At 33.6% G+C, this 20762-nt stretch carries 18 protein-coding genes; 8 read left to right on the top strand and 10 right to left on the bottom strand.

Annotation, left to right across the window (positions count from 1 at the left end):
• Positions 1-4 precede the first annotated feature (4 nt).
• Positions 5-1813: a hypothetical protein gene (locus HM986_RS16320; RefSeq protein WP_179336116.1), complete on the bottom strand. Its 1809-nt coding sequence runs from the start codon at positions 1811-1813 to the stop codon at positions 5-7.
• Positions 1814-1935: 122 nt separating this feature from the next.
• The gene (locus tag HM986_RS16325) at positions 1936-2595 is read right to left on the bottom strand and encodes a rhomboid family intramembrane serine protease (RefSeq protein WP_394354228.1); all 660 of its coding nucleotides are present in this window, start codon (positions 2593-2595) and stop codon (positions 1936-1938) included.
• A 61-nt stretch (positions 2596-2656) separates the two neighbouring features.
• Between HM986_RS16325 and HM986_RS16330 the strand changes: the two genes are divergently transcribed.
• Entirely contained in the window at positions 2657-3547 is an 891-nt protein-coding gene (locus tag HM986_RS16330) for a lysophospholipid acyltransferase family protein (protein ID WP_179336117.1), read from the top strand.
• A gap of 47 nt (positions 3548-3594) precedes the next feature.
• Here the strand turns inward: HM986_RS16330 and HM986_RS16335 are convergent, their stop codons facing one another.
• Both HM986_RS16335 and glmM read right to left on the bottom strand, forming a co-directional pair.
• Positions 3595-5100 carry an aminotransferase class V-fold PLP-dependent enzyme gene (locus tag HM986_RS16335; RefSeq protein ID WP_246288528.1) on the bottom strand — a complete coding sequence of 502 codons (1506 nt, stop codon included), beginning with the start codon at positions 5098-5100 and terminating at the stop codon, positions 3595-3597.
• Between the two features lie 99 nt (positions 5101-5199).
• Entirely contained in the window at positions 5200-6588 is a 1389-nt protein-coding gene (gene glmM, locus HM986_RS16340; RefSeq protein ID WP_179336118.1) for a phosphoglucosamine mutase, read from the bottom strand.
• Positions 6589-6668: 80 nt separating this feature from the next.
• Between glmM and HM986_RS16345 the strand changes: the two genes are divergently transcribed.
• Positions 6669-7274, top strand: a complete 606-nt coding sequence (locus HM986_RS16345) for an acyl carrier protein phosphodiesterase (RefSeq protein WP_179336119.1) — start codon at positions 6669-6671, stop codon at positions 7272-7274.
• A gap of 79 nt (positions 7275-7353) precedes the next feature.
• Positions 7354-8085 carry a hypothetical protein gene (locus HM986_RS16350; RefSeq protein ID WP_179336120.1) on the top strand — a complete coding sequence of 244 codons (732 nt, stop codon included), beginning with the start codon at positions 7354-7356 and terminating at the stop codon, positions 8083-8085.
• A 103-nt stretch (positions 8086-8188) separates the two neighbouring features.
• On the opposite strand, the gene HM986_RS16355 is transcribed toward HM986_RS16350, so the two are convergent.
• Positions 8189-8713 (bottom strand): hypothetical protein, encoded by a 525-nt coding sequence (locus HM986_RS16355; protein ID WP_179336121.1) that lies wholly within the window; start codon positions 8711-8713, stop codon positions 8189-8191.
• A gap of 164 nt (positions 8714-8877) precedes the next feature.
• Between HM986_RS16355 and HM986_RS16360 the strand changes: the two genes are divergently transcribed.
• Positions 8878-9231, top strand: coding sequence for a hypothetical protein (locus HM986_RS16360; protein WP_179336122.1), 354 nt, complete (start codon positions 8878-8880; stop codon positions 9229-9231).
• Positions 9232-9311: 80 nt separating this feature from the next.
• Here HM986_RS16360 and HM986_RS16365 read toward each other — a convergent pair whose 3' ends face one another.
• The 5 genes from HM986_RS16365 to HM986_RS16385 all read right to left on the bottom strand — a co-directional run bounded on the left by HM986_RS16365 (position 9312) and on the right by HM986_RS16385 (position 13054).
• Entirely contained in the window at positions 9312-10142 is an 831-nt protein-coding gene (locus tag HM986_RS16365) for a T9SS type A sorting domain-containing protein (protein WP_179336123.1), read from the bottom strand.
• Between the two features lie 147 nt (positions 10143-10289).
• Positions 10290-11051, bottom strand: coding sequence for an NYN domain-containing protein (locus HM986_RS16370; RefSeq protein WP_179336124.1), 762 nt, complete (start codon positions 11049-11051; stop codon positions 10290-10292).
• A gap of 290 nt (positions 11052-11341) precedes the next feature.
• A complete protein-coding gene (locus tag HM986_RS16375; protein ID WP_179336125.1) occupies positions 11342-11773 on the bottom strand; it encodes a DUF2452 domain-containing protein in 432 nt (143 codons plus the stop codon).
• A gap of 427 nt (positions 11774-12200) precedes the next feature.
• Positions 12201-12815 (bottom strand): fumarylacetoacetate hydrolase family protein, encoded by a 615-nt coding sequence (locus HM986_RS16380; protein ID WP_179336126.1) that lies wholly within the window; start codon positions 12813-12815, stop codon positions 12201-12203.
• Positions 12816-12916: 101 nt separating this feature from the next.
• Positions 12917-13054, bottom strand: a complete 138-nt coding sequence (locus tag HM986_RS16385) for a hypothetical protein (RefSeq protein WP_179336127.1) — start codon at positions 13052-13054, stop codon at positions 12917-12919.
• Positions 13055-13408: 354 nt separating this feature from the next.
• Between HM986_RS16385 and HM986_RS16390 the strand changes: the two genes are divergently transcribed.
• The 4 genes from HM986_RS16390 to HM986_RS16405 all read left to right on the top strand — a co-directional run bounded on the left by HM986_RS16390 (position 13409) and on the right by HM986_RS16405 (position 20685).
• Positions 13409-16288 (top strand): AsmA-like C-terminal region-containing protein, encoded by a 2880-nt coding sequence (locus tag HM986_RS16390; RefSeq protein ID WP_179336128.1) that lies wholly within the window; start codon positions 13409-13411, stop codon positions 16286-16288.
• Positions 16289-16655: 367 nt separating this feature from the next.
• The gene (gene uvrA / locus HM986_RS16395) at positions 16656-19484 is read left to right on the top strand and encodes an excinuclease ABC subunit UvrA (protein ID WP_179336129.1); all 2829 of its coding nucleotides are present in this window, start codon (positions 16656-16658) and stop codon (positions 19482-19484) included.
• Positions 19485-19657: 173 nt separating this feature from the next.
• Positions 19658-19825, top strand: a complete 168-nt coding sequence (locus tag HM986_RS16400; RefSeq protein WP_115808440.1) for a lmo0937 family membrane protein — start codon at positions 19658-19660, stop codon at positions 19823-19825.
• 173 nt (positions 19826-19998) lie between these two features.
• The gene (locus tag HM986_RS16405) at positions 19999-20685 is read left to right on the top strand and encodes an LOG family protein (protein ID WP_020896921.1); all 687 of its coding nucleotides are present in this window, start codon (positions 19999-20001) and stop codon (positions 20683-20685) included.
• Positions 20686-20762: the final 77 nt, after the last annotated feature.

Below are 20762 nucleotides of genomic sequence, written 5' to 3' on the forward strand. Positions count from 1 at the left end.
AGTTCTAAGCGGTTTCTAATGTCGGTATGGACACATGTGCCAATTCGTCTTTATAAAACTGAAGTTGTTTCTCTATAGTATTAGAGGCTGAAAATAGAGAGCTCTTAAATAGGTTTTCATAATATGCAATACCATCAAACAGATTAGTCTTAAATGCTATCCATTTTTTGATCTGTTTAACCGTTAGCTCTTCAGAAATTGTATCTATCTCATTTTTTAAATAATCAACGTACATTTTCAATTCTTTGACAAACATATTTGGACGATCTGGATTTGAAAGTACAGAGGCATTTCCATAAATATGTTGCATCATTTGAGATAGCGGTACTTCTTTATCAAAATAAGCTAAATTTGGCCCGGGACAAATAACAACTCCTTGCTCCTGTCCTTTAATATCAATATCGTTTTCTAAATACGAAGCGTTTGCTAAACCAACGCATAAGCACGCTTTTTCAGTTATTTTTGCTTTAGCATTCTCATAAACAGTTGAGGATATATCTGCTTTTTTAGCGTCTAGTTCTTGTAGCTTAACATCTTGATATTTTTTTGAAGCCGTACAAATTCCTTCTGGACCGAACGCTTTACTCAATGCCAAAAATTTCTTTGGACAAGAACTGCCTGCTTTATTATTAGCTATACGCTTTTGCTTATGAAACTCATTGGTCGTGCCTTTAATAGTGTTAAAAGGAACACCTAAAGGAGAAATACCACTTAAATACAAGTCTTTTTCTTTAGCGCTACGTAATAAATCTCTAGTTTGTTGATCGACAGAGGTGGCCTCTGGCACTAACAAAAATGGGGTTCCCCAACCCACTGAATCTACCTGATAATTTTCAAGTAAAAAGTGATGCTCCTCTGCGGTACCCACACCACCTTGAACCGTAATTTTTAATTCTAAAGGTTGCTCTGGAGTTTCGCGTTTCTTTTGCTTTAAACCTTTTACAAAAACATCGTGCGTATCTTGTATTAATTCCATTTTCTTAGTTTTAAATTCTTCTAAGATTGGACCTAATAAAAAGCCTTCGGTTGCAAAAGCATGACCACCACAGTTTAAACCAGATTCTATTCTATATTCTGAAACCCATAGTCCCTTTTTAGCCAAAAACTTTCCTTGAATTGTTGCTGACCGGTAGTCGCTCACTTTTAATATAATTTTCTTTTTTAACTGCCCATTTACATCTGGAAAGAAATCACTAAAATTCTCAAAGTAGCTGTATAATCTTGGATTCATTCCTGCAGAAAGGACAACAGAAGAACTTAAATTACTATTCGCAAATCCACGTAACGACGCATGTGCATCATTGTAAGCTGTTGGTAATTGTTCTCCTTTTACAAAATTATCTTTATCTACTTTGGTCATGATGTTCACATCAATATCCCCAGCTTTTAAATGAGTTTCGAGATAACTTTTTACCTTTTCTTTAAATGTTACACCTTCTTGTAGTAAATTAAAAAGTCCATCTTTAAAATCCGACGTATTAGGTAAGGTGGTAATAAAATGTTCTAATGCGACTTTGCTTTCAGATAATTCTGTCTTAAAATTCGAGAATTTATCTTTAACTATAGTATCTGCTAAATTGAGGTACGCCGTAATCCGTTCGGCACGATAATCTTGGGCCTTCTTTGTGATTTCTTGGTATGGTAAATTAAATTTCTTACTGTAAAATGCATTCATTTTTTCTATGAGATCGTCGTCTATAATAGATACCACGGACGAAATACCATATTGAGCCACACGAATTGGACTATCAATAGTATATGCTAACCCCATTACTGGAATATGAAAACTGTGTAGTGATTTTGTTAAAGTCATCTTATAATTTTTTAAAAAATTAAATAAGCTACAAAGATGATTTTAGTTTTTATGTCAAAACATGACTTATGTCACGCCTTTTTATCCATTATTAATGTAGTTAATAAATCAGAACACATATTTTAATTCAACTTTCCTGCTTTATAAAGTACAAACAGAATAAGTATCGGTATAGCCAATAAACCAACATAACCGAGATTCGTGGTAAATAAGCTTGGCATCAGTATTAAGGTCACCGCATAACCACCAATTGCTCCTCCAAAGTGTGCATCATGGCCTATATTACCTATTTTCTTTTTCATGCCATATATAGAATATAGTAAATAACCAATTCCAAATACATACCCAGGAATCGGAATTGGTATAAAATACATATACAAGTTCATATCAGGTCGAAGAAGTATGGCTGCATATAACACACCTGTTACCGCACCACTCGCCCCAATGGCACTATACCAATACTCATCTTTATGAAAATACAATGAGAGTAAATTCCCAAAAATTAAACTAGCGAAATAAATAACAATAAATTTAAAAGAGCCAAGTATCATAACCACGGCATCTGCGAAAAAATAAAGTGTAAACATATTAAACAGCAGATGCGTAATATCTGCATGTAAAAACCCAGAACTCAACATTCTTATCTGTTCTCCTCGTTTTATACTCCCAACATTAAACTTATATTTCTCAAAAAAAATGCGATCATCAAATCCCTTAAAAGACATTATAACGTTAGCCGCAATAATCACAATGGTCACTATACTTATACCCAAATTGTCCATAAACTCTAATCCTATAAATCAAATATAATATATATTTGTACTTCAACGCTAATATATATTAATGCAACTTATTGCTTATATTTTAATCTATCCAATTCTTTGGCTAATTTCAATTTTACCTTTTAGATTGCTATACGGATTCTCTGATGTGATCTACATTTTTATGTATCGCATATTCGGCTATAGAAAATCTACGGTAAAAGAAAACTTAAGATTGGTTTTTCCTGATAAGTCTGAAAAAGAGATTTCTGAAATTACATCAAAATTCTATCATCACTTCTGTGATATGATGGTTGAAGCTATAAAATCTCTAACCATTTCTGAGGCTCAAATGAACAAACGCTTTAAGTTTACTAACGTAGACCTCATCACTGATTTAGAGAAAAAACAACGAAGCATTATTTTAATGTGTGCACATTATGGAAGTTGGGAATGGATATTCGTTTTACAAAAGCATTTAAATCACAAAGGCTATGCTGTTTATAAACGATTGGCTAACAAATATTTTGACAAACTCGTTAAACGAATTAGAGCAAAATATGATTCACATTTAATTACCACTAAAGAAACCTATGGTGTTCTGCTTGATAGCAAAAAAAGAAATGAACTCACCATTAACGGGTTTGTTTCTGATCAATCACCAAAAGCACAAAAAGCATTTCATTGGAGTGAATTTATGGGTATAAAAGTACCCATGTATACAGGTGCTGAAATGCTCGCTAAAAAATTAGATATGGCAGTGGTCTTTTTTAGTGTAAAGCGTATGAAGCGTGGCTACTATGAAACCACTTTTACAACCATCACCGAAAATCCAAAAGGGTATAAAGATTATGAAATCACAGACTTATTTTTTAAAATGGTTGAAAAACAAATCTTAGAAGCTCCACAATATTACCTTTGGACACACAAACGTTGGAAACATAGAGATAAAGTGCCTACCGCATTTCAATAAAAAATACGACAGTGAGTGTAATAATTGAGTTTTAGATGAAAACGTAATTAATTCATATCAAACCAAGCGTCTATATTTATTGCATTACAAGGGGTGTCAACTAAAGTTTTATGTACAAACTCATTGTTACACCTCGAGTATTCATAGTCTTTAGCCCATGCTTCATGGTGTTTTGCTAAATCGATAATACTATCGCAAACATATGTAATCTCCTCATTCGTCGTTGTTGGATGAATAGACATACGAATCCAACCTGGCTTACGAACTAAATCTCCAATTGAAATTTCATTCGTTAGTTCGTTAGACATTTGCTGGTCTACATGCAATAAGAAATGACCGTAAGTACCGGCGCAACTACACCCTCCCCTTGTTTGTATCCCAAACTTATCATTCAATATTTTAACCGCTAAATTAAAATGTAGATTGTCAATATAAAATGAAATAACTCCTAAACGCTCTTTATGCTGGCCAGCAAGAATATTAATATTTGAAACATTACCGAGCTTATCAAAGATAATATCAACCAACTCATGCTCGCGCTGCAACATTTTATCCACTCCCATTTGCTCTTTTAAACGAATAGAAAGTGCTGTTTTTATAACTTGAAGAAACCCCGGAGTCCCGCCATCTTCTCTGTCTTCAATATTATCTATGTATTTGTGCTCTCCCCAAGGGTTGGTCCAACTAACGGTTCCTCCTCCTGGGCAATCGGGCACCATGTTTTTATATAATTTCTTATTAAAAACCAATATACCAGAAGTTCCTGGTCCACCTAAAAACTTATGAGGCGAAAAGAAAATAGCATCGAGTTGCGCATCATCATCCATAGGATGCATATCCATCCCCACGTAAGGAGCCGAACATGCAAAATCCACAAAGCAAACTCCTCCATGCTGGTGCATTAGTTTGGCTACATCATGATGCGGAATTTGAATTCCTGTTACATTAGAACCTCCAACGACTGAAGCAATTTTAATGGTACACTCTTTATATTGATGTAAAAGGGTTTCTAAATTCTTAAGGCAAAATAACCCCTCTTCATTTGGTGGTACAACCTCAACCTTTGCTATGGTTTCTAACCACGTTGTTTGATTAGAATGGTGTTCCATATGTGAAATAAAAACCACTGGCCTCATTTCATCTGGAATCTTTGTATAATCTTTTATATTTTCAGGAATCTTTAATCCTAATATACGTTGAAACTTATTAATAACTCCGGTCATACCATTACCAGAACAGATTAAAATATCATCGTCGTTTGCATTAACGTGATCTTTAATAATGTGCCTCGCTTTATGATACGCTTTCGTCATAGCTGTACCAGAAACTGTAGTTTCCGTATGGGTATTTGCTACAAAAGGACCAAAATCATTCATCAGTTTTTCTTCAATCGGCCTATATAAACGACCAGAAGCCGTCCAATCGGTATAGATGATTTTTTGTTCTCCATAAGGGGATTCAAACCGTTGGTTTTGACCAATAATATGCTGTCTAAACTGATTAAAATAAGTTTCTAATTCAGTCATTTCCGTCGTATTCGTTTCTAAAATCATCCTCTACATTTTACTATTTAAGTCTCGTAAATAAAACTAGTAACTTAATCTTCTTTTTAATTCCTTCAAAATCAAAATTCTTTACAGAATCTTAATTTACTATATGTTAGCAATAGCTTTAATTTCAGCAATAAAACGATCTGCTAAAGTATCTGCTGCGTTTTGCGATGGTGCCTCGGTATAGATTCTAATAATTGGCTCCGTATTACTCTTACGTAAATGCACCCAACTATCTGCAAAATCAATTTTCACACCATCTATGGTGGTTAATTTCTCTTGACTATAATTAGATTCCATAGTGCTTAAAATACCATCAACATCCAATCCTGGAGTTAATTGAATTTTTTTCTTACTCATAAAGTAATTTGGATAAGACGCTCTCAGCTCACTGACTTTCATTTTTTTCTCAGCCAATAAACTTAAAAATAAAGCCACACCAACTAAGGCGTCACGTCCGTAATGAGAATCCGGATAAATAATTCCTCCATTACCCTCACCTCCAATAACCACATTATTCTTTTTCATTAAAGTTACAACGTTGACTTCACCTACAGCACTAGCTTCATAAGTTCCTCCATGCTTTTCAGTTACATCGCGTAAGGCACGTGTAGAACTCATATTACTTACTGTATTACCTGGCGTCTTACTCAATACGTAATCTGCACAAGCTACCAATGTATATTCTTCGCCAAACATTTCTCCCGTTTCATCCATAAAAGCTAAACGATCTACATCCGGATCTACAACGATTCCGAAATCAGCATGCTCTTTTACAACTGCTTGTGCCAAATCACCTAAGTGTTCTTTTAAGGGCTCTGGATTATGAGGAAAATGACCTGTTGGATCACAATATAGTTTTACAGGCTCAACACCTAAACGTTCTAATAATAATGGAATAGCGATACCACCTGTAGAATTTACACCATCAACAACCACTTTAAAATTCGCGTCTTTTATCGCTTGTACATTGACTAATTCTAAGTCTAAAACTTCATCGATATGAATATCGATATACGCATCGTTAATGGTTATTTTTCCTAAATCATCAACCTCCGCAAAATTCATCGTATTTGATTCTGCAATCTCTAATATTTTCTGTCCTTCTGCCCCATTCAAAAATTCCCCTTTAGCGTTTAAAAGTTTAAGAGCATTCCATTCTTTAGGGTTATGACTTGCAGTTAAAATGATACCACCATCCGCATGTTCTAAAGGAACTGCAATCTCTACAGTTGGCGTTGTGGATAAACCTAAATCAATAACGTGAATTCCAAGTCCGACTAAAGTATTCATCACTAAATTCTGAATCATTTCACCAGAAATACGAGCATCACGTCCAACCACAACTATATAATTGTCTTTTTGACGTTGTTGTTTTAACCAAGTCCCATAAGCTGCTGCAAATTTTACGGCATCAATTGGCGTTAAGTTATCATCTATTGGACCTCCAATAGTTCCTCTAATTCCTGATATTGATTTTATTAAAGTCATGTATATTTCTATTTTCAACAAATATAAATAGATATACCGTTTTTAACTATTTTGTGATTATGAATTTGTAATTTCGAAACATGAATTTTCTCGCTCATATTTATCTTTCAGGAGATAACGAACTCATTACTATCGGAAACTTTGTCGGAGATGGTGTAAGAGGTAATAAGTACAAATTATACCCTACCGAAATTCAAGCCGGTATTCAACTACATCGCCAAATTGACACCTTTACAGATGCACATCCACTATTTAGGCAATGCACCAAACGTTTACACAAAGGGTATAGTCACTACAGTGGTGTCATCGTAGATATATTTTTCGATCACTTTTTAGCTAAAAATTGGACGAGCTATTCAGACATTCCTTTAGACGTATATATTGCTGACTTCTATAAAAGCCTATCAAATCATATTGCTATTTTACCTCCGCGATTTCAAGATTTAACACCGATTATGATTGAAGGTAACTGGCTACTCAGTTATGCTACTATTGAAGGTATTCAGGTTGTTTTAAATGGAATGAATCACAGAACCAAAGGACTATCTAAAATGAATGAAGCAACTAAAGAACTCAAAGAACATTATGATGCTTTTGAGGCCGATTTTACGTTGTTTTTTGAAGACCTTAAAGCATTCAGTGTTTTAAAACGAATTGAGATTGAAAAGCAGTTTAAACTAAAATAACGTCTAATTTAGCAATCTTAAAACCGAATATATAAAGCTTTTTAAGTTTTATTAAATTTTATAGGACAAGTTACGTATTATGGCAAAATCATCTAAACTAAAAAAAGCATTTAAAATTATAGGTGGAGTTATTGTATTCTTCACTCTGCCAACTTTTCTTCTCTTTGGGTTTATTTATTTAAAATATAATGAAGAATTACCAACAGGTCAACAAGGTGCTAAAGCAGAACAATTAGCAGTAAAAATGCTTGAATCATTAGATGAATCTGCATATGTAAATACGGATTATATAGAATGGACTTTTAAAGGCAGCCATACCTATAAATGGTATAAAACTGATAATACCTGTGAAGTCTATTGGAAAGATTTTACAGTAATTTTAGATTTAGAGACCCCTAATAATTCAAAAGTTTTCGTCTTAAAACAAGAGTATAATGGCATAGAAAAACAAGACTATATTCTTAAAGCGGAAAACTACTTTAATAACGACTCATTTTGGTTGGTTGCTCCATATAAAGTTTTGGACGAAGGCACTGAGCGTCGTGTTGTGATCACAGAAGACAACAAAGAAGCCCTGTTGGTAACTTATAAGTCTGGCGGTACAACACCAGGCGATTCTTATTTGTGGCATTTTGATGATGAAGGAAAACCGAAAAGCTTTCAAATGTGGGTTGATATTTTACCTATTAAAGGTTTAGAAGCTACTTGGGAAAATTGGACAATTACGGAAAGTGGAGCCCAACTACCAACCTTTCATCAGTTTATGATTTTGGGTATTGAAATTACAGATGTTAAGGGCTTAAAGATGTAATACTATTGCCTTACCAATTGAAATTATTTCATGTGTTGTAATAAGATTTCAATTAAGTTTTTAAATAAACTATCTCTTTTAACTTTTCACTCCTAGCTAAAAACTATTTAGACCGCTGCCCAACAAACTGTTGACTCTTTAACTTAAATAGCACATTAAAACTTGTTAAGCTTCCATAGCTTCTTGTTATATACTGCTGAAGATCTATTTTTTCTTGTGCTTCCAAATTACTAGAATTAATTTTTTGCTCCATAACACGCAAGCGATCTCGCACCATAGTAATTTTATGAAAGAACGTATCTATTGGTACTTCACTAGACTTTAAATTAGAATCCCCAGGTGTCATAATCAATTTTCCGCCTTTCCATTTGTCTGCAATTGTAATAACTTCAGATACATCTGACCATTTTTTTAATATGGATTTTAAACTGCGTTCTACATCGTAAAAACTTACAGTGTCCACGTCGTCTTCTGCGGCTTCGATAATTTCGAACTCAGAATTTAAATCTATAGTTTCTAAACCATCTTCTATAAAGGTAACCCAATAATGTTTTGAAGTGACGTTAGTCACCACACCTTTTCCAAACTCTGAATGCTTAATTCTTGATCCAATTCCTAATAATTTCATAGTGTTTATTATGCTCTATATGAGCTATTAAAAAACTAAATTAATAAAAAAAAACAGCTTGAAATTAAAATGAATTTACAAATGTTAAGAATTATTAAAAGTTATATATCCTACGGAAAAATCTTGTTATTTTTACCATAAACTCAATTTAAACCCAATTAATTATGAAAAAAATAATTTTTACACTTTTATGCTTCGGATTTTTTTTAACAGCTTCTGCTAATAATGAGCCTAAAGTTGGCGATTTGCTAACGGTAAAAGCGAAGACTGCTCAAGGCTTTAATCATATTGATTTTCCGAAGGCAAATATTTTAAAAAAACGTGGCGTAGTTACTAATTATAAGTCAGTAGATAATCAGACCGTTATTATAGATAAAGTATCGACTAAAAATAACGGAACCACCACAGTTATTCTAAAAAAAGAAGACGGTTCTAAATTCTTTGGTTATTTAACTAAAGTTAAAGCGAATTATAAAGATGCGTTAGACTCTGGAGAACTCGTGATGATAAAAAATTAATTTCATCTTAAATTTTAAACAAAAAAAAACTTAGTCTCTAATTAGACTAAGTTTTTTTTATAGATGAAATTCTAAAAGTATTATTCTTTAATAACTCTAAAACTATGCTCACCTTCTTCTGCAGATAATTTTACGATATACACTCCAGAGGTAAGTCCAGAAATATCTAACTTCATTTGAGACGTTGCTGCAGTCCTATTTATGACTTCTTGACCTAAAAGATTGTATATTTGTGCACCTGTTAATGCTGATTTATAATCAATATTTAAAACGTCTTGTGCAGGATTAGGATATACTGTTAAGGCATTAATTTCAAATTCATTGATACTTAAAGTCGCTAAATTCAATGTGAAATCTAAGGCCTGTCCGAAGCTTTCCTGTCTTTCTACTCCAAATGCATTAAATACAATTCCACAAGGATCTACAATAGCTGTTGAAGGTGGATTAACATCAGTTCCTTGATCAGTATATGTTTTTGTGATTCTTATGCGTGTTTCACCTAAAACCGCATCGGTAGGTACGGTAATATCTAAAGTTACAGATACACCATCGGCACCATTAGTATCCGAAAGTAATCCAAGTTCGTATACTTCACCTGCGTCATCTAAAATGTCATTTTGGTTCCAATCTATAAAAGCTACAATATTAGAATCGAAAGCTCCATATGTATTTCCTGTTATAACAATTGAATACGTTTCATCTGGTGCCACGTTTACAGTTGTCGCTGTTTTATCAACTAAAATAGAGGAGGTTTCTGTATTTGTAATACTAATACCTGCAAAGCTCACCGTTGAGATTTCTTCAATTCCAAAAGGATTCATTGGTTCTGAAATATCACAGTATGGACTCGGAAAAGTTTGAGCCTGCGCTCCTAATGCTAACATGGCAATTGCTAAAGTAATTTTTTTCATATATTATTATATTAAATGATTAAAAGGCAATTTAGAATAATAAAACAGAAAACATTTAGCTTATTATCATTTTAACAGTAGAACCACTTACTGCGTGCTTAAAATAATTCCATTTAAAAGTTATATTACAGCTATATCATCTTTAAATTATCTCTTTTTTCGTTTTGGCTGCTCTTCTTTCAGTCGAACGTAAATTAATTTAGAACGTCCTCTCGAATCTTCACGTCGTTCAACTTCAAAATCAGAAATAGCGTTTATCAAAGGTGTTAATTTCTGAAAGCCGTAATTTCTAGAATCAAAATTTGGTTGTTTCTTCTGTAGTAAGCTTCCAACATCACCTAAAAACGCCCAGCCATCATCATCTGCCACATCATCTATAGTTGTCGCAATCAGCTTTACTTCTTTTACAGTAATAGTATCGTAATTATTTTTTGATACTGTAGACTTCGTTTTATCTTTTAATGGGCTTTCTTCTTTTATATTTTTAAGAATCTCAATATAAATAAACTTATCACAAGCCACGATAAATGGACTCGGTGTTTTCTTTTCTCCGATACCATAAACGGCCATACCGGCTTCGCGCAAACGTGTTGCCAGCCGTGTGAAATCACTATCACTAGAAACTAAACAGAAACCATCTACTTTTTCAGAGTATAGAATATCCATAGCATCAATAATCATTGCCGAATCTGTAGCATTTTTACCTGTGGTATAACCATATTGCTGTATGGGAGTTATGGCATTTTCTAAAAGCATATTTTTCCATTTAGATAAGTGTGGTTTGGTCCAATCACCATAAATACGCTTTATAGTTGGGTTGCCATATTTGGCAATTTCTTCCATCATTTCTTTTACATAAGCTGATGGTATATTGTCGCCATCAATCAGTACTGCTAATTTTATATCCATAAGTGATTTTACATATTAATTTTTGTAATCCTAAAGATAAGGGCTTTAAAATAAAAAACCACTTCAATTGAAGTGGTTTTGTTAACTCTACCGCGATCGTTATTTGCGACTTACCTTTTTTGCAATTTTATCTGCTTTTTTTTCTTTAGCCGATTTAACAGGCTCTTTTTTTGAATTTTTCTTTGCATCTTGTGATTTAGCCATGACTATATAATTTTAAGTTTTCACTTTTTAATTAGTATTAAATGTAATGAAAAAGAGTATATAAACACGTAATAAAACCAACGTCATTATTCTTTTTTATTTCGCTCCCCTTCGTCTTCAATCCGTTTCCAAATCAACTCACTATTGAGCAAAAAACTGCCAATGTGGTCGAAATTACAATCTGAAGGAGTAATAATAGACAAAAATGATTCTTCCTTTTTATCGCGATATAAGTGATAAGTCTCACCAACAATTGGCTCAAATGTATACCGCGAATTATAAACCAATGTGTTATATTCCAGTTCTGCCATCATTTTTTCATACTCGGCTTTTAGCTCCAAGTATTTGGCTTTAATTTGCTTATTAGCCTTATTGATGTTTCTGGTTTTCCAAGATGAATTATCCGTAACTTGGATGGCAGGTGCACCAACATTAGTAGCGTATGGCTTTAGATACGCATCATAACGCTTTGTAGCTTTATCGTATACAACCTGATCTGGCTTCTTATCGTTCGACATATGCAATTGCTTTTTATAAAAAATATCCTTAATGTCTCTTTTAAAGGAATTGATTGTGTTTTTTTTATTAAATTTAGATCAATTAATTAATCCGTTATAAACTTTATGAAAAAAATAGGCTCATTAAACCTCTTTATGATAGCACTATGTGTTTTAATTATTATAGTTGCCATGTATTTATTCTTAAGAGGAGATCAGCATCATGCCATTTTTATTGGACTCTGGGTCCCGACAATTCTCGCGTTCGCAATCTTTTTTAAACAAATCTTCAATGGAGGCAAATGAAATAATTTTATCTTTTTCGATATTTGTGTCTATATGCGTGGTCGTTTGGGCTGTTTTAGTCATTCGTGCTTACAACAAGATAGATCGAAATGATTAAATAAAACAATCTTTTTGCCCTATAAAAAAGCAATGTTTTGAAAATTTAAATCATCTTAAAATCCAAAAGCAATTCACCTTCAATTGAAGCCTGTAAATGATCACCTTTAAAAACCAAGCCCGTTCCACTGGCAGGCGTACCTGTAAAAATAAGATCACCTTCTTCTAAAGTCATAAATGACGAAATGTAAGTTATAATTTCAGCAAAATTATAAATCATTAAACCCGTTGTGCCCACTTGTTTTTGCTCCCCATTGATTTTTAAATCGAAATGTATAGCATCTAATTGTGAAAATTCTGAAACTGGTCTAAATGCCGAGATTGGTGATGCTCCATCAAACCCTTTTGCTAAAGCCCAAGGGCCTTTACTTTCTCTGCTTGCTGCTAAAACATCTTTAGCGGTATAATCAATACCAACCGCTAATTCTGAAATATAAGAAATAGCATCATTAAGTGCAATGTCCTTACCACGCTTTCCTATTTTAACGACTAACTCTACCTCGTAAGCCAATTGGTTAGTGATTTTAGGAAACTCTACATCCATATTATCTGTAACTAAAGACGAATCTGGTTTTGTAAATATAGTTTGTACTCCTGTTTTTATGGCGCTAATTTCTGATGTATCGTTAACGTAATTTTTGCCAATACCTATTATCTTCATAGAGATTTTATGTTTCAAATTAATTGAGAATAAAGATAGAAAAAGCCTTTATATATTCTAACAAAAAAAGCAAGGCATCTCTAAATTAATGACTCTAATTCTTAAAACACCTCAAAGACATAACCTAATAGCCAATACAGTATAAAAAACACAATTATAGTGCCTATACATCCACACTTACCACCCCCAATTTTCTTAGCTCCCCAAGCTGCACCTATAATTCTTAATAACTTTTCCATAATTGTTTGTGTTTACGTTATGTGTTGTAAATTTAATGGGTGTTTAGATAATTATTGAACTATAATCACACAAATGTGCGCTCTTCTGATTATTTAGTGCGTGTTCGATTACGCTTTAATTTTAGCGATTGTATATCCTAAGCTTTTAATAATAATAATACTAGCCAATAATAAAAAAATCCATCAGGTAAACATTATCTTGGACTTCAAAACCCTGACAGCTCAAAGACTGACCCTATTAATGTTCACAAGACTTTAACACAATAAATCGCTACAATTAACTTTGATACAACGTCGTACTCTCAAAATAAGATTAATTTTGACAGCTTAATCTTTTAGATCAGTAGCACGTTAATGGGAGCAGCAAAGAAGAACAAGTGGAAAAAAGTACTCAAATGGACTTTAGCGGTATTAGCATTTCTTATCATCTGTCTTTTTGCGATTCCTACCTTATTTAGTGATCTTATTTCTAATGAAATTAAAAAAGGAATTAATAGTAATTTAAACACCGAACTTCAGTTTAAAGATTCTAATATTTCGTTCTTTAATCATTTTCCTTCGTTAACGTTTTCTTTTGAAGATGTTAATTTAGCAAGTGCAAAACCTTTTGAAAAAGACACCCTGATTAATGCTAAAGAATTAGGGTTTGGCATCAACGTCTTTAAACTCATCTTTTCAGATAAAGTTGTGGTTAATGAAACCTACTTAACGGATAGTAACATCTATTTAATTAATGATGCTTTTGGCAGAAGTAATTATGACGTCTACAAAACTACGGACACAACTGTCGTTGCAAAAGACACCTCTGCATCAGACCTAAATCTTAATCTTAGACGCCTTAAATTAGACAATGCATCAATCCATTATATAGATAACAACAATGGCTTAATTATTAGCTCTCATGGACTCAATTATAATGGTCGTGGTGGTATTGTGAATGGCAAACTCGAATTGGGGTCACGTTTAAACGTCAACAGTGTAGATGTTACCTTTAATAATACCGATTACTTAAATGGTAAACAAATAGAAGCAAAATCCTTTACCATATATGACACTGAAAATTTATCAGTAGCCTTAGATAAAAACACCATTTCTTTAAATGATTTGAAAGTGAATTTTAACGGTAATCTCAATGTATTTGATAATGGCTTCGCTTACAACTTATACTTTAAAACTGAAAGCGGTTCCTTAGAAAAGGTAATCAGTGCTTTACCTCCAAAATATGCTGAATGGTCTAAAGAGGTATCATTTAAAGGAGATTTAGAAGCAACGTTCAATATTGCTGGGTATACGGGCACGGTTCCAGAAATCTCAGCTATAGATAAAATGGAAATTGCTGTCATGATAATAGACGGCACAGTTAAACATAATAATGCTGCAGAAGCCTTAGAGCATTTGCAACTAACACTTAAAGGAGATATCACTAATGACTTCATTAATCTTAAGGTAGATAATTTAGATTTCACTTTAAACAATGAACGCACCAAAGGAGAACTAATCATCAATGGAAAAGCTGATTCTTTATATGTAAAGTCGTCCATTCAATCCCATCTTAACCTCAACATACTTAACCAAACATTAGGTTTACCAGATCTTAAATTTAATGGCATCTTGTTCGCTGATATTACCACTGATGGTATTTACGAACCGCTCACGTCCAGGCTACCTAGAACTAATGGCATATTTAAATTAACGGATGGCGAATTGCAAACTTCTAGTCATCTAGAACCCATTAGAGATATTTCGTTAGATGCACGCATCCAAAACGAAGGTGAAACGTACGAGACATCAACTTTAACCATAAAAGCCTTAAACTTCAGTTTTCTCGAAAACCAATTTACAAGCACTGCGTTCTTTAAGAATCTTGAACAACCCGAATATGACATAAGAGGGAAAGGCTCCATCGATTTCACAGCATTAAATAAAGTTATCGAATTGCCGTTTCTTATTACAAACGGGCAACTCACAGCTGATATGCATTTAAAAGGACAACTTGATAATGTACAAACTGAAAATACCAACAGTGGAACTTTAAGCTTAAAAAACTTGACTTTTACCTCAGACATATTACAGTATCCATTAATCGTAAACCAAGGTCAATTTTTATTTTTAAATGATAAAATGGCCTTTACAAACCTTGCGGTTAAGCACCAATCTTCGGATATGATTATGGAGGGATATTTCACCAATTATATGGATTATGCTTTATTTTCGAAAGGAGTATTGCTAGGAGATTTACAATTGAAAGCTAAAAAACTAGATATTACGGAGTTCTTTCCAAAAGAGGAGCAATTAATAACACAAACAAATAATATGACCAACCCAGACACCGTTGAAAGTGTGGTCAGTGGTGTCATGCCAATTCCAAAAAATGTAAATCTCGCCATCAAAGTAATTATCGATAGCTTAAACTACAACAATCTCAATATTTCGAAGCTTTCTGGAGATTTAGGCATCAAAGACCAAGGACTTTTCTTAAAAAATAGCACCTTAAGTATGGTTGATGGTACTGCTAAAATTGAAGGTTTCTACCAACCTACCTCTAGTAAAGACGCCTTATTTTCTTTAAGTTTAAATGCCAAAAATTTAAATATTGAAAAAGGCTATAACAGCATGGCCTTATTTAAAGAATTAGCACCTGCTGCTGCACAAGCCTCAGGTATCGTATCTATCGATTATAACATCGCAGGCCTGTTAGATGAAACCATGCTACCGGTTATGACGTCCTTAAAAGGTAAAGGCACATTAAAAGTACACGATGTAAAATTTGATGGCTATAAACTCCTCGGAAAAGTCTCTGAAAAATCAGGTTTTGACGCTTTAAATGATCCTAAAGTCTCTGAGATTACAATCAAGTCTACTGTAGATAATAATGTTTTAAATATAGAACAATTCAAGTTTAAAGTCAGCCCGTTTCGGTTAAGAGCTGAAGGACAAACTTCTTTTGATGGAGACCTCAGTCTTAAAATGCGTATTGGCTTACCTCCATTAGGACTTATCGGTATTCCTGTAGTTATAGAAGGTACTAGCGATGATTTTGATATAAAACTTGGTAAAAAATCTAAAGATCTAAACATCGAAGACACCACTGAGAGCAGTACTATTAATGCGGAATTAAAAGATATTTCCAAACGTAAAGATTCTTTACGAGACAGTCAATCTGTAAATAAAATTAACACCTTACAGAACGACCTCAACCAGATAAAATTAGATAGCATAAAAACATACAAGTAGTACAGCAAAGTCTACCAACGATACGCTCGCGTATCTTGTCTTTCAAAGCATAACGAAGAAAGACCAAATGTATCTAGAAACTTATACCACCGAAATAGCGATAACAAAGAACCAAGAACAAACAATCAAATACCATACTCGGGTCATATTCGGATGATACTCGGGTCATACTCGGGTCATATTCGGGTTAGCCCCTGTTTTTTCTTACAATAAAAAGGAACATAATTAAAATTATACGTCATTAAGTCGTTAAAAAAACAATAACAACATCAAAATCAACTCAAATGATTTTAGTCGCAAACAAAATTAGATTCATAATTTGTACCTTTGCAACTTTGCTAAAAACAATAGGAGGATAAAACCATATATGAGCCAATTCAACGATTCAATCGAAGTAAAAGGAGCACGCGTTCACAACCTAAAAAACATAGACGTTACTATACCTAGAGACAAACTAGTGGTAATAACAGGTTTGTCTGGTAGTGGTAAATCGTCTTTGGCTTTCGATACTATTTATGCTGAAGGACAACGTCGTTATATTGAAACCTTTTCAGCTTACGCACGTCAGTTTTTAGGAAGCTTAGAGCGACCAGATGTTGATAAGATTGATGGATTATCTCCTGTTATTGCCATTGAGCAAAAAACAACGAGCAAATCTCCACGGTCAACGGTTGGAACCATCACTGAAATTTATGATTTTTTGCGTTTGCTTTACGCAAGAGCTGCCGATGCTTACAGTTTTAATACTGGCGAACAAATGGTCAGCTACAACGATGAGCAAATTAAAGACCTTATCTTAGAATCTTATAAAGGCAAACGAATAAACATTTTATCGCCTGTCATCCGTTCTCGTAAAGGGCATTATCGCGAATTGTTTGAGCAAATTGCCAAACAAGGGTTCGTTAAAGTAAGAACCGACGGTGAGATCGTAGATATTGAAAAGGGTATGAAATTAGACCGTTACAAAACCCACGATATCGAAATTGTTATTGATCGATTAAAAATCGATAGCACAGAAAATGACGAAAAGCGTTTAATGGAAAGCATCAATACAGCCATGTATCATGGTGAAGACGTATTAATGGTAATTGACCAAGACACCAACGAACCGCGTTTTTTTAGTCGTAATTTAATGTGCCCTAGTTCTGGGATTTCGTATCCCAACCCAGAGCCTAATAATTTTTCATTCAACTCACCAAAAGGTGCTTGTTATAACTGTAATGGTATCGGTGAATTATATGTGGTTAACGATCACAAGTTAGTGCCAGACGAATCATTATCTATAAAAAACGGTGCCTTAGCACCACATGGTCCACAGAAGAAAAGTTGGATTTTTAAACAGTTTGAAACCATAGCACAACGTTATGACTTTTCATTAAATGACGCTTGGAAAGATATTCCTGAAGACGCCAAACAGGTTATTCTTCATGGAGGAAAAGATAAGTTCACCGTAGAAAGCAAACTTTTAGGGGTTACCAGAGATTATAAAATAGATTTTGAAGGTGTTGCCAATTTCATTGAAAGTCAATACAATTCAGATTCAACATCCCTAACGCGTTGGGCTAAGGAATATATGGACAAAGTAGAGTGTCCGGTTTGTGAAGGATCGCGTTTACGTAAAGAATCACTTTATTTTAAAGTGGATGGCAAAAGTATAGCCGACTTGGTAAATATGGATGTTGTTGAATTAGGTATTTGGTTAGAGGGTTTATTAGAGCGCTTATCGAGCAAACAGCAACAAATTTCAGCAGAAATCATAAAGGAAATCAGAAGTAGAGTGCAGTTTTTACTCGATGTCGGACTTACTTACCTCAGCTTAAATCGAAGCTCAAAATCCTTATCCGGAGGAGAAGCACAACGTATACGATTAGCAACGCAAATTGGTTCGCAACTAGTTGGTGTACTTTATATTTTAGACGAACCAAGTATTGGTTTACACCAGCGCGACAACGAAAAATTGATTAATTCATTAGTATCCTTAAGAGATGTTGGCAATTCTGTAATAGTCGTTGAGCATGATAAAGACATGATAGAACGTGCCGACCATGTCATTGATATTGGTCCTTTCGCAGGCAAACATGGTGGGGAAATTATAAGTGAAGGCACGCCAAAAGAGTTATTAAAACAGCATACCCTTACAGCGGCTTATCTTAACGGTGAAAAAATCATTGAAATTCCAAAAAAACGCCGAAAAGGAAACGGCAAAAAACTCATTCTTAAAGGGTGCACAGGAAACAATTTAAAGAATGTAGATATAGAATTACCCTTAGGACAAATGATTGGTATTACCGGCGTTTCAGGAAGTGGGAAATCGACCTTAATTAATGAAACCTTGTACCCTATTCTTAACGCTCATTATTTTAATGGTGTTAAAAAACCAATGCCATATAAAAGTATTAAAGGCCTAGAACATTTAGATAAAGTTATTGATATAAACCAATCACCAATAGGACGAACGCCAAGAAGTAATCCGGCAACTTACACTAAGACTTTTGATGAAATAAGGAGTCTCTTTGCAAAGATTCCAGAGGCAATGATTCGCGGCTATAAACCTGGTCGTTTTAGTTTTAATGTCAAAGGTGGACGATGCGAAACATGCCAAGGAGGAGGCTTGCGCGTTATAGAAATGAATTTCTTACCAGATGTTTACGTAGAATGTGAAACCTGCCAAGGCAAACGTTTTAATCGTGAAACCTTAGAGATTCGCTACAAAGGTAAATCGATTAGTGACGTATTGAATATGACTATTGAAGAAGCCGTAGATTTCTTCGAAAACATCCCAAAAATCCACAGAAAACTTAAAACAATTAAAGATGTAGGCTTAGGCTATATTACCTTAGGCCAACAATCTACTACCCTTTCTGGAGGTGAAGCCCAACGTATAAAACTAGCTACAGAATTAAGCAAACGCGATACAGGAAACACGTTTTACATCTTAGATGAACCTACAACAGGTTTACATTTTGAAGATATCCGAGTGCTTATGAAAGTCCTTAATAAGTTAGCTGACAAAGGCAATACGGTTTTAATAATTGAGCATAATCTCGATGTAATTAAAACGGTTGATTATATTATTGATATCGGTTACGAAGGAGGAAAAGGCGGTGGAGAAGTTGTAGCGAAAGGCACGCCAGAAGAAATCATAAAAGATAAAAAGAGTTACACAGCCAAATTTTTAAAGAAAGAAATGGCTTAACTCTTACAGTAACAATTTTTGAATGTTTGAATCAAAAAAACACATAATTAATAGCACAAAAAGGCCAATACGAACTTAATTAAACATATTGTTAACTCGATTGCTTAACATATTATTAAGATACTATTTTATTTTATAATTTAACATCACTAACATGAAAAACCTTAAAAATTATGAAAAGTATTCTTTGGCTCGTAGCCGTTATTTGTATCGTTGTATGGTTGCTTGGATTATTAGATATCATTCCTGGCATGAGCAGTAATAGTCTCATCCATATATTATTAGTTATTGCAGTGGTTGTAATTCTATACAATATTATTTCAGGTCGAAAACCATTATAATATCTAAATAAAATAAATTCATAAGCATATCTTAATAATTAGGTATGCTTATTTTTTTTATGTTTAAATATCTATTTCAATCTATTTAACTTAAATTTGAAAGTCTCAAAAAATTAGACAAAGCCATATTGATATATGGCTTTTATATTGTTATAATAAATTATATTGATTTTATGCGAACAGAAAGCAACAGCAAACGATGGAATGAAATAAAGACAAATGACTCATGGGCGATTTTCAAAATCATGGGAGAATTTGTTAACGGATATGAAAAATTAAGTAAAATAGGTCCTTGCGTTTCTATTTTTGGATCAGCAAGAACTAAACCAGATCATAAATATTATAAATTAGCAGAAGAAGTTGCTGCTAAAATTGTAGACCAAGGGTATGGTGTTATTACAGGAGGTGGACCAGGTATTATGGAAGCCGGTAATAAAGGTGCACATATTGCAGGCGGAACTTCTGTAGGTCTAAATATAGAATTACCTTTTGAGCAGCATGATAATCCTTATATAGACTCAGACAAGAGCTTAGACTTTGATTATTTCTTTGTCCGAAAAGTAATGTTTGTAAAATACTCACAAGGCTTTGTTGTAATGCCAGGTGGTTTTGGAACTTTAGATGAGCTTTTTGAAGCTATAACATTAATTCAAACTCATAAAATAGAATCCTTTCCTATTATCTTGGTCGGAAAAGAGTTTTGGGGAGGTTTAATGGAATGGGTAAAAACAACCTTATTAGACGCAGGAAATATTAGCGCTAAAGATTTAGACCTTATTCACCTTGTGGATTCTGGCGATGAAGTAATTGAAATACTTAACGAGTTTTATAAAGAATATGATCTTAGTCCTAATTTTTAGAACAACCTTTTTTTAAATTCCATACTATAAAAAAGAAGTTTTTAGGTTTTTACACAATAATGATACTCACTTTAACC

The organism is Winogradskyella costae, assembly GCF_013403865.1.
Lineage (GTDB): Bacteria > Bacteroidota > Bacteroidia > Flavobacteriales > Flavobacteriaceae > Winogradskyella > Winogradskyella costae.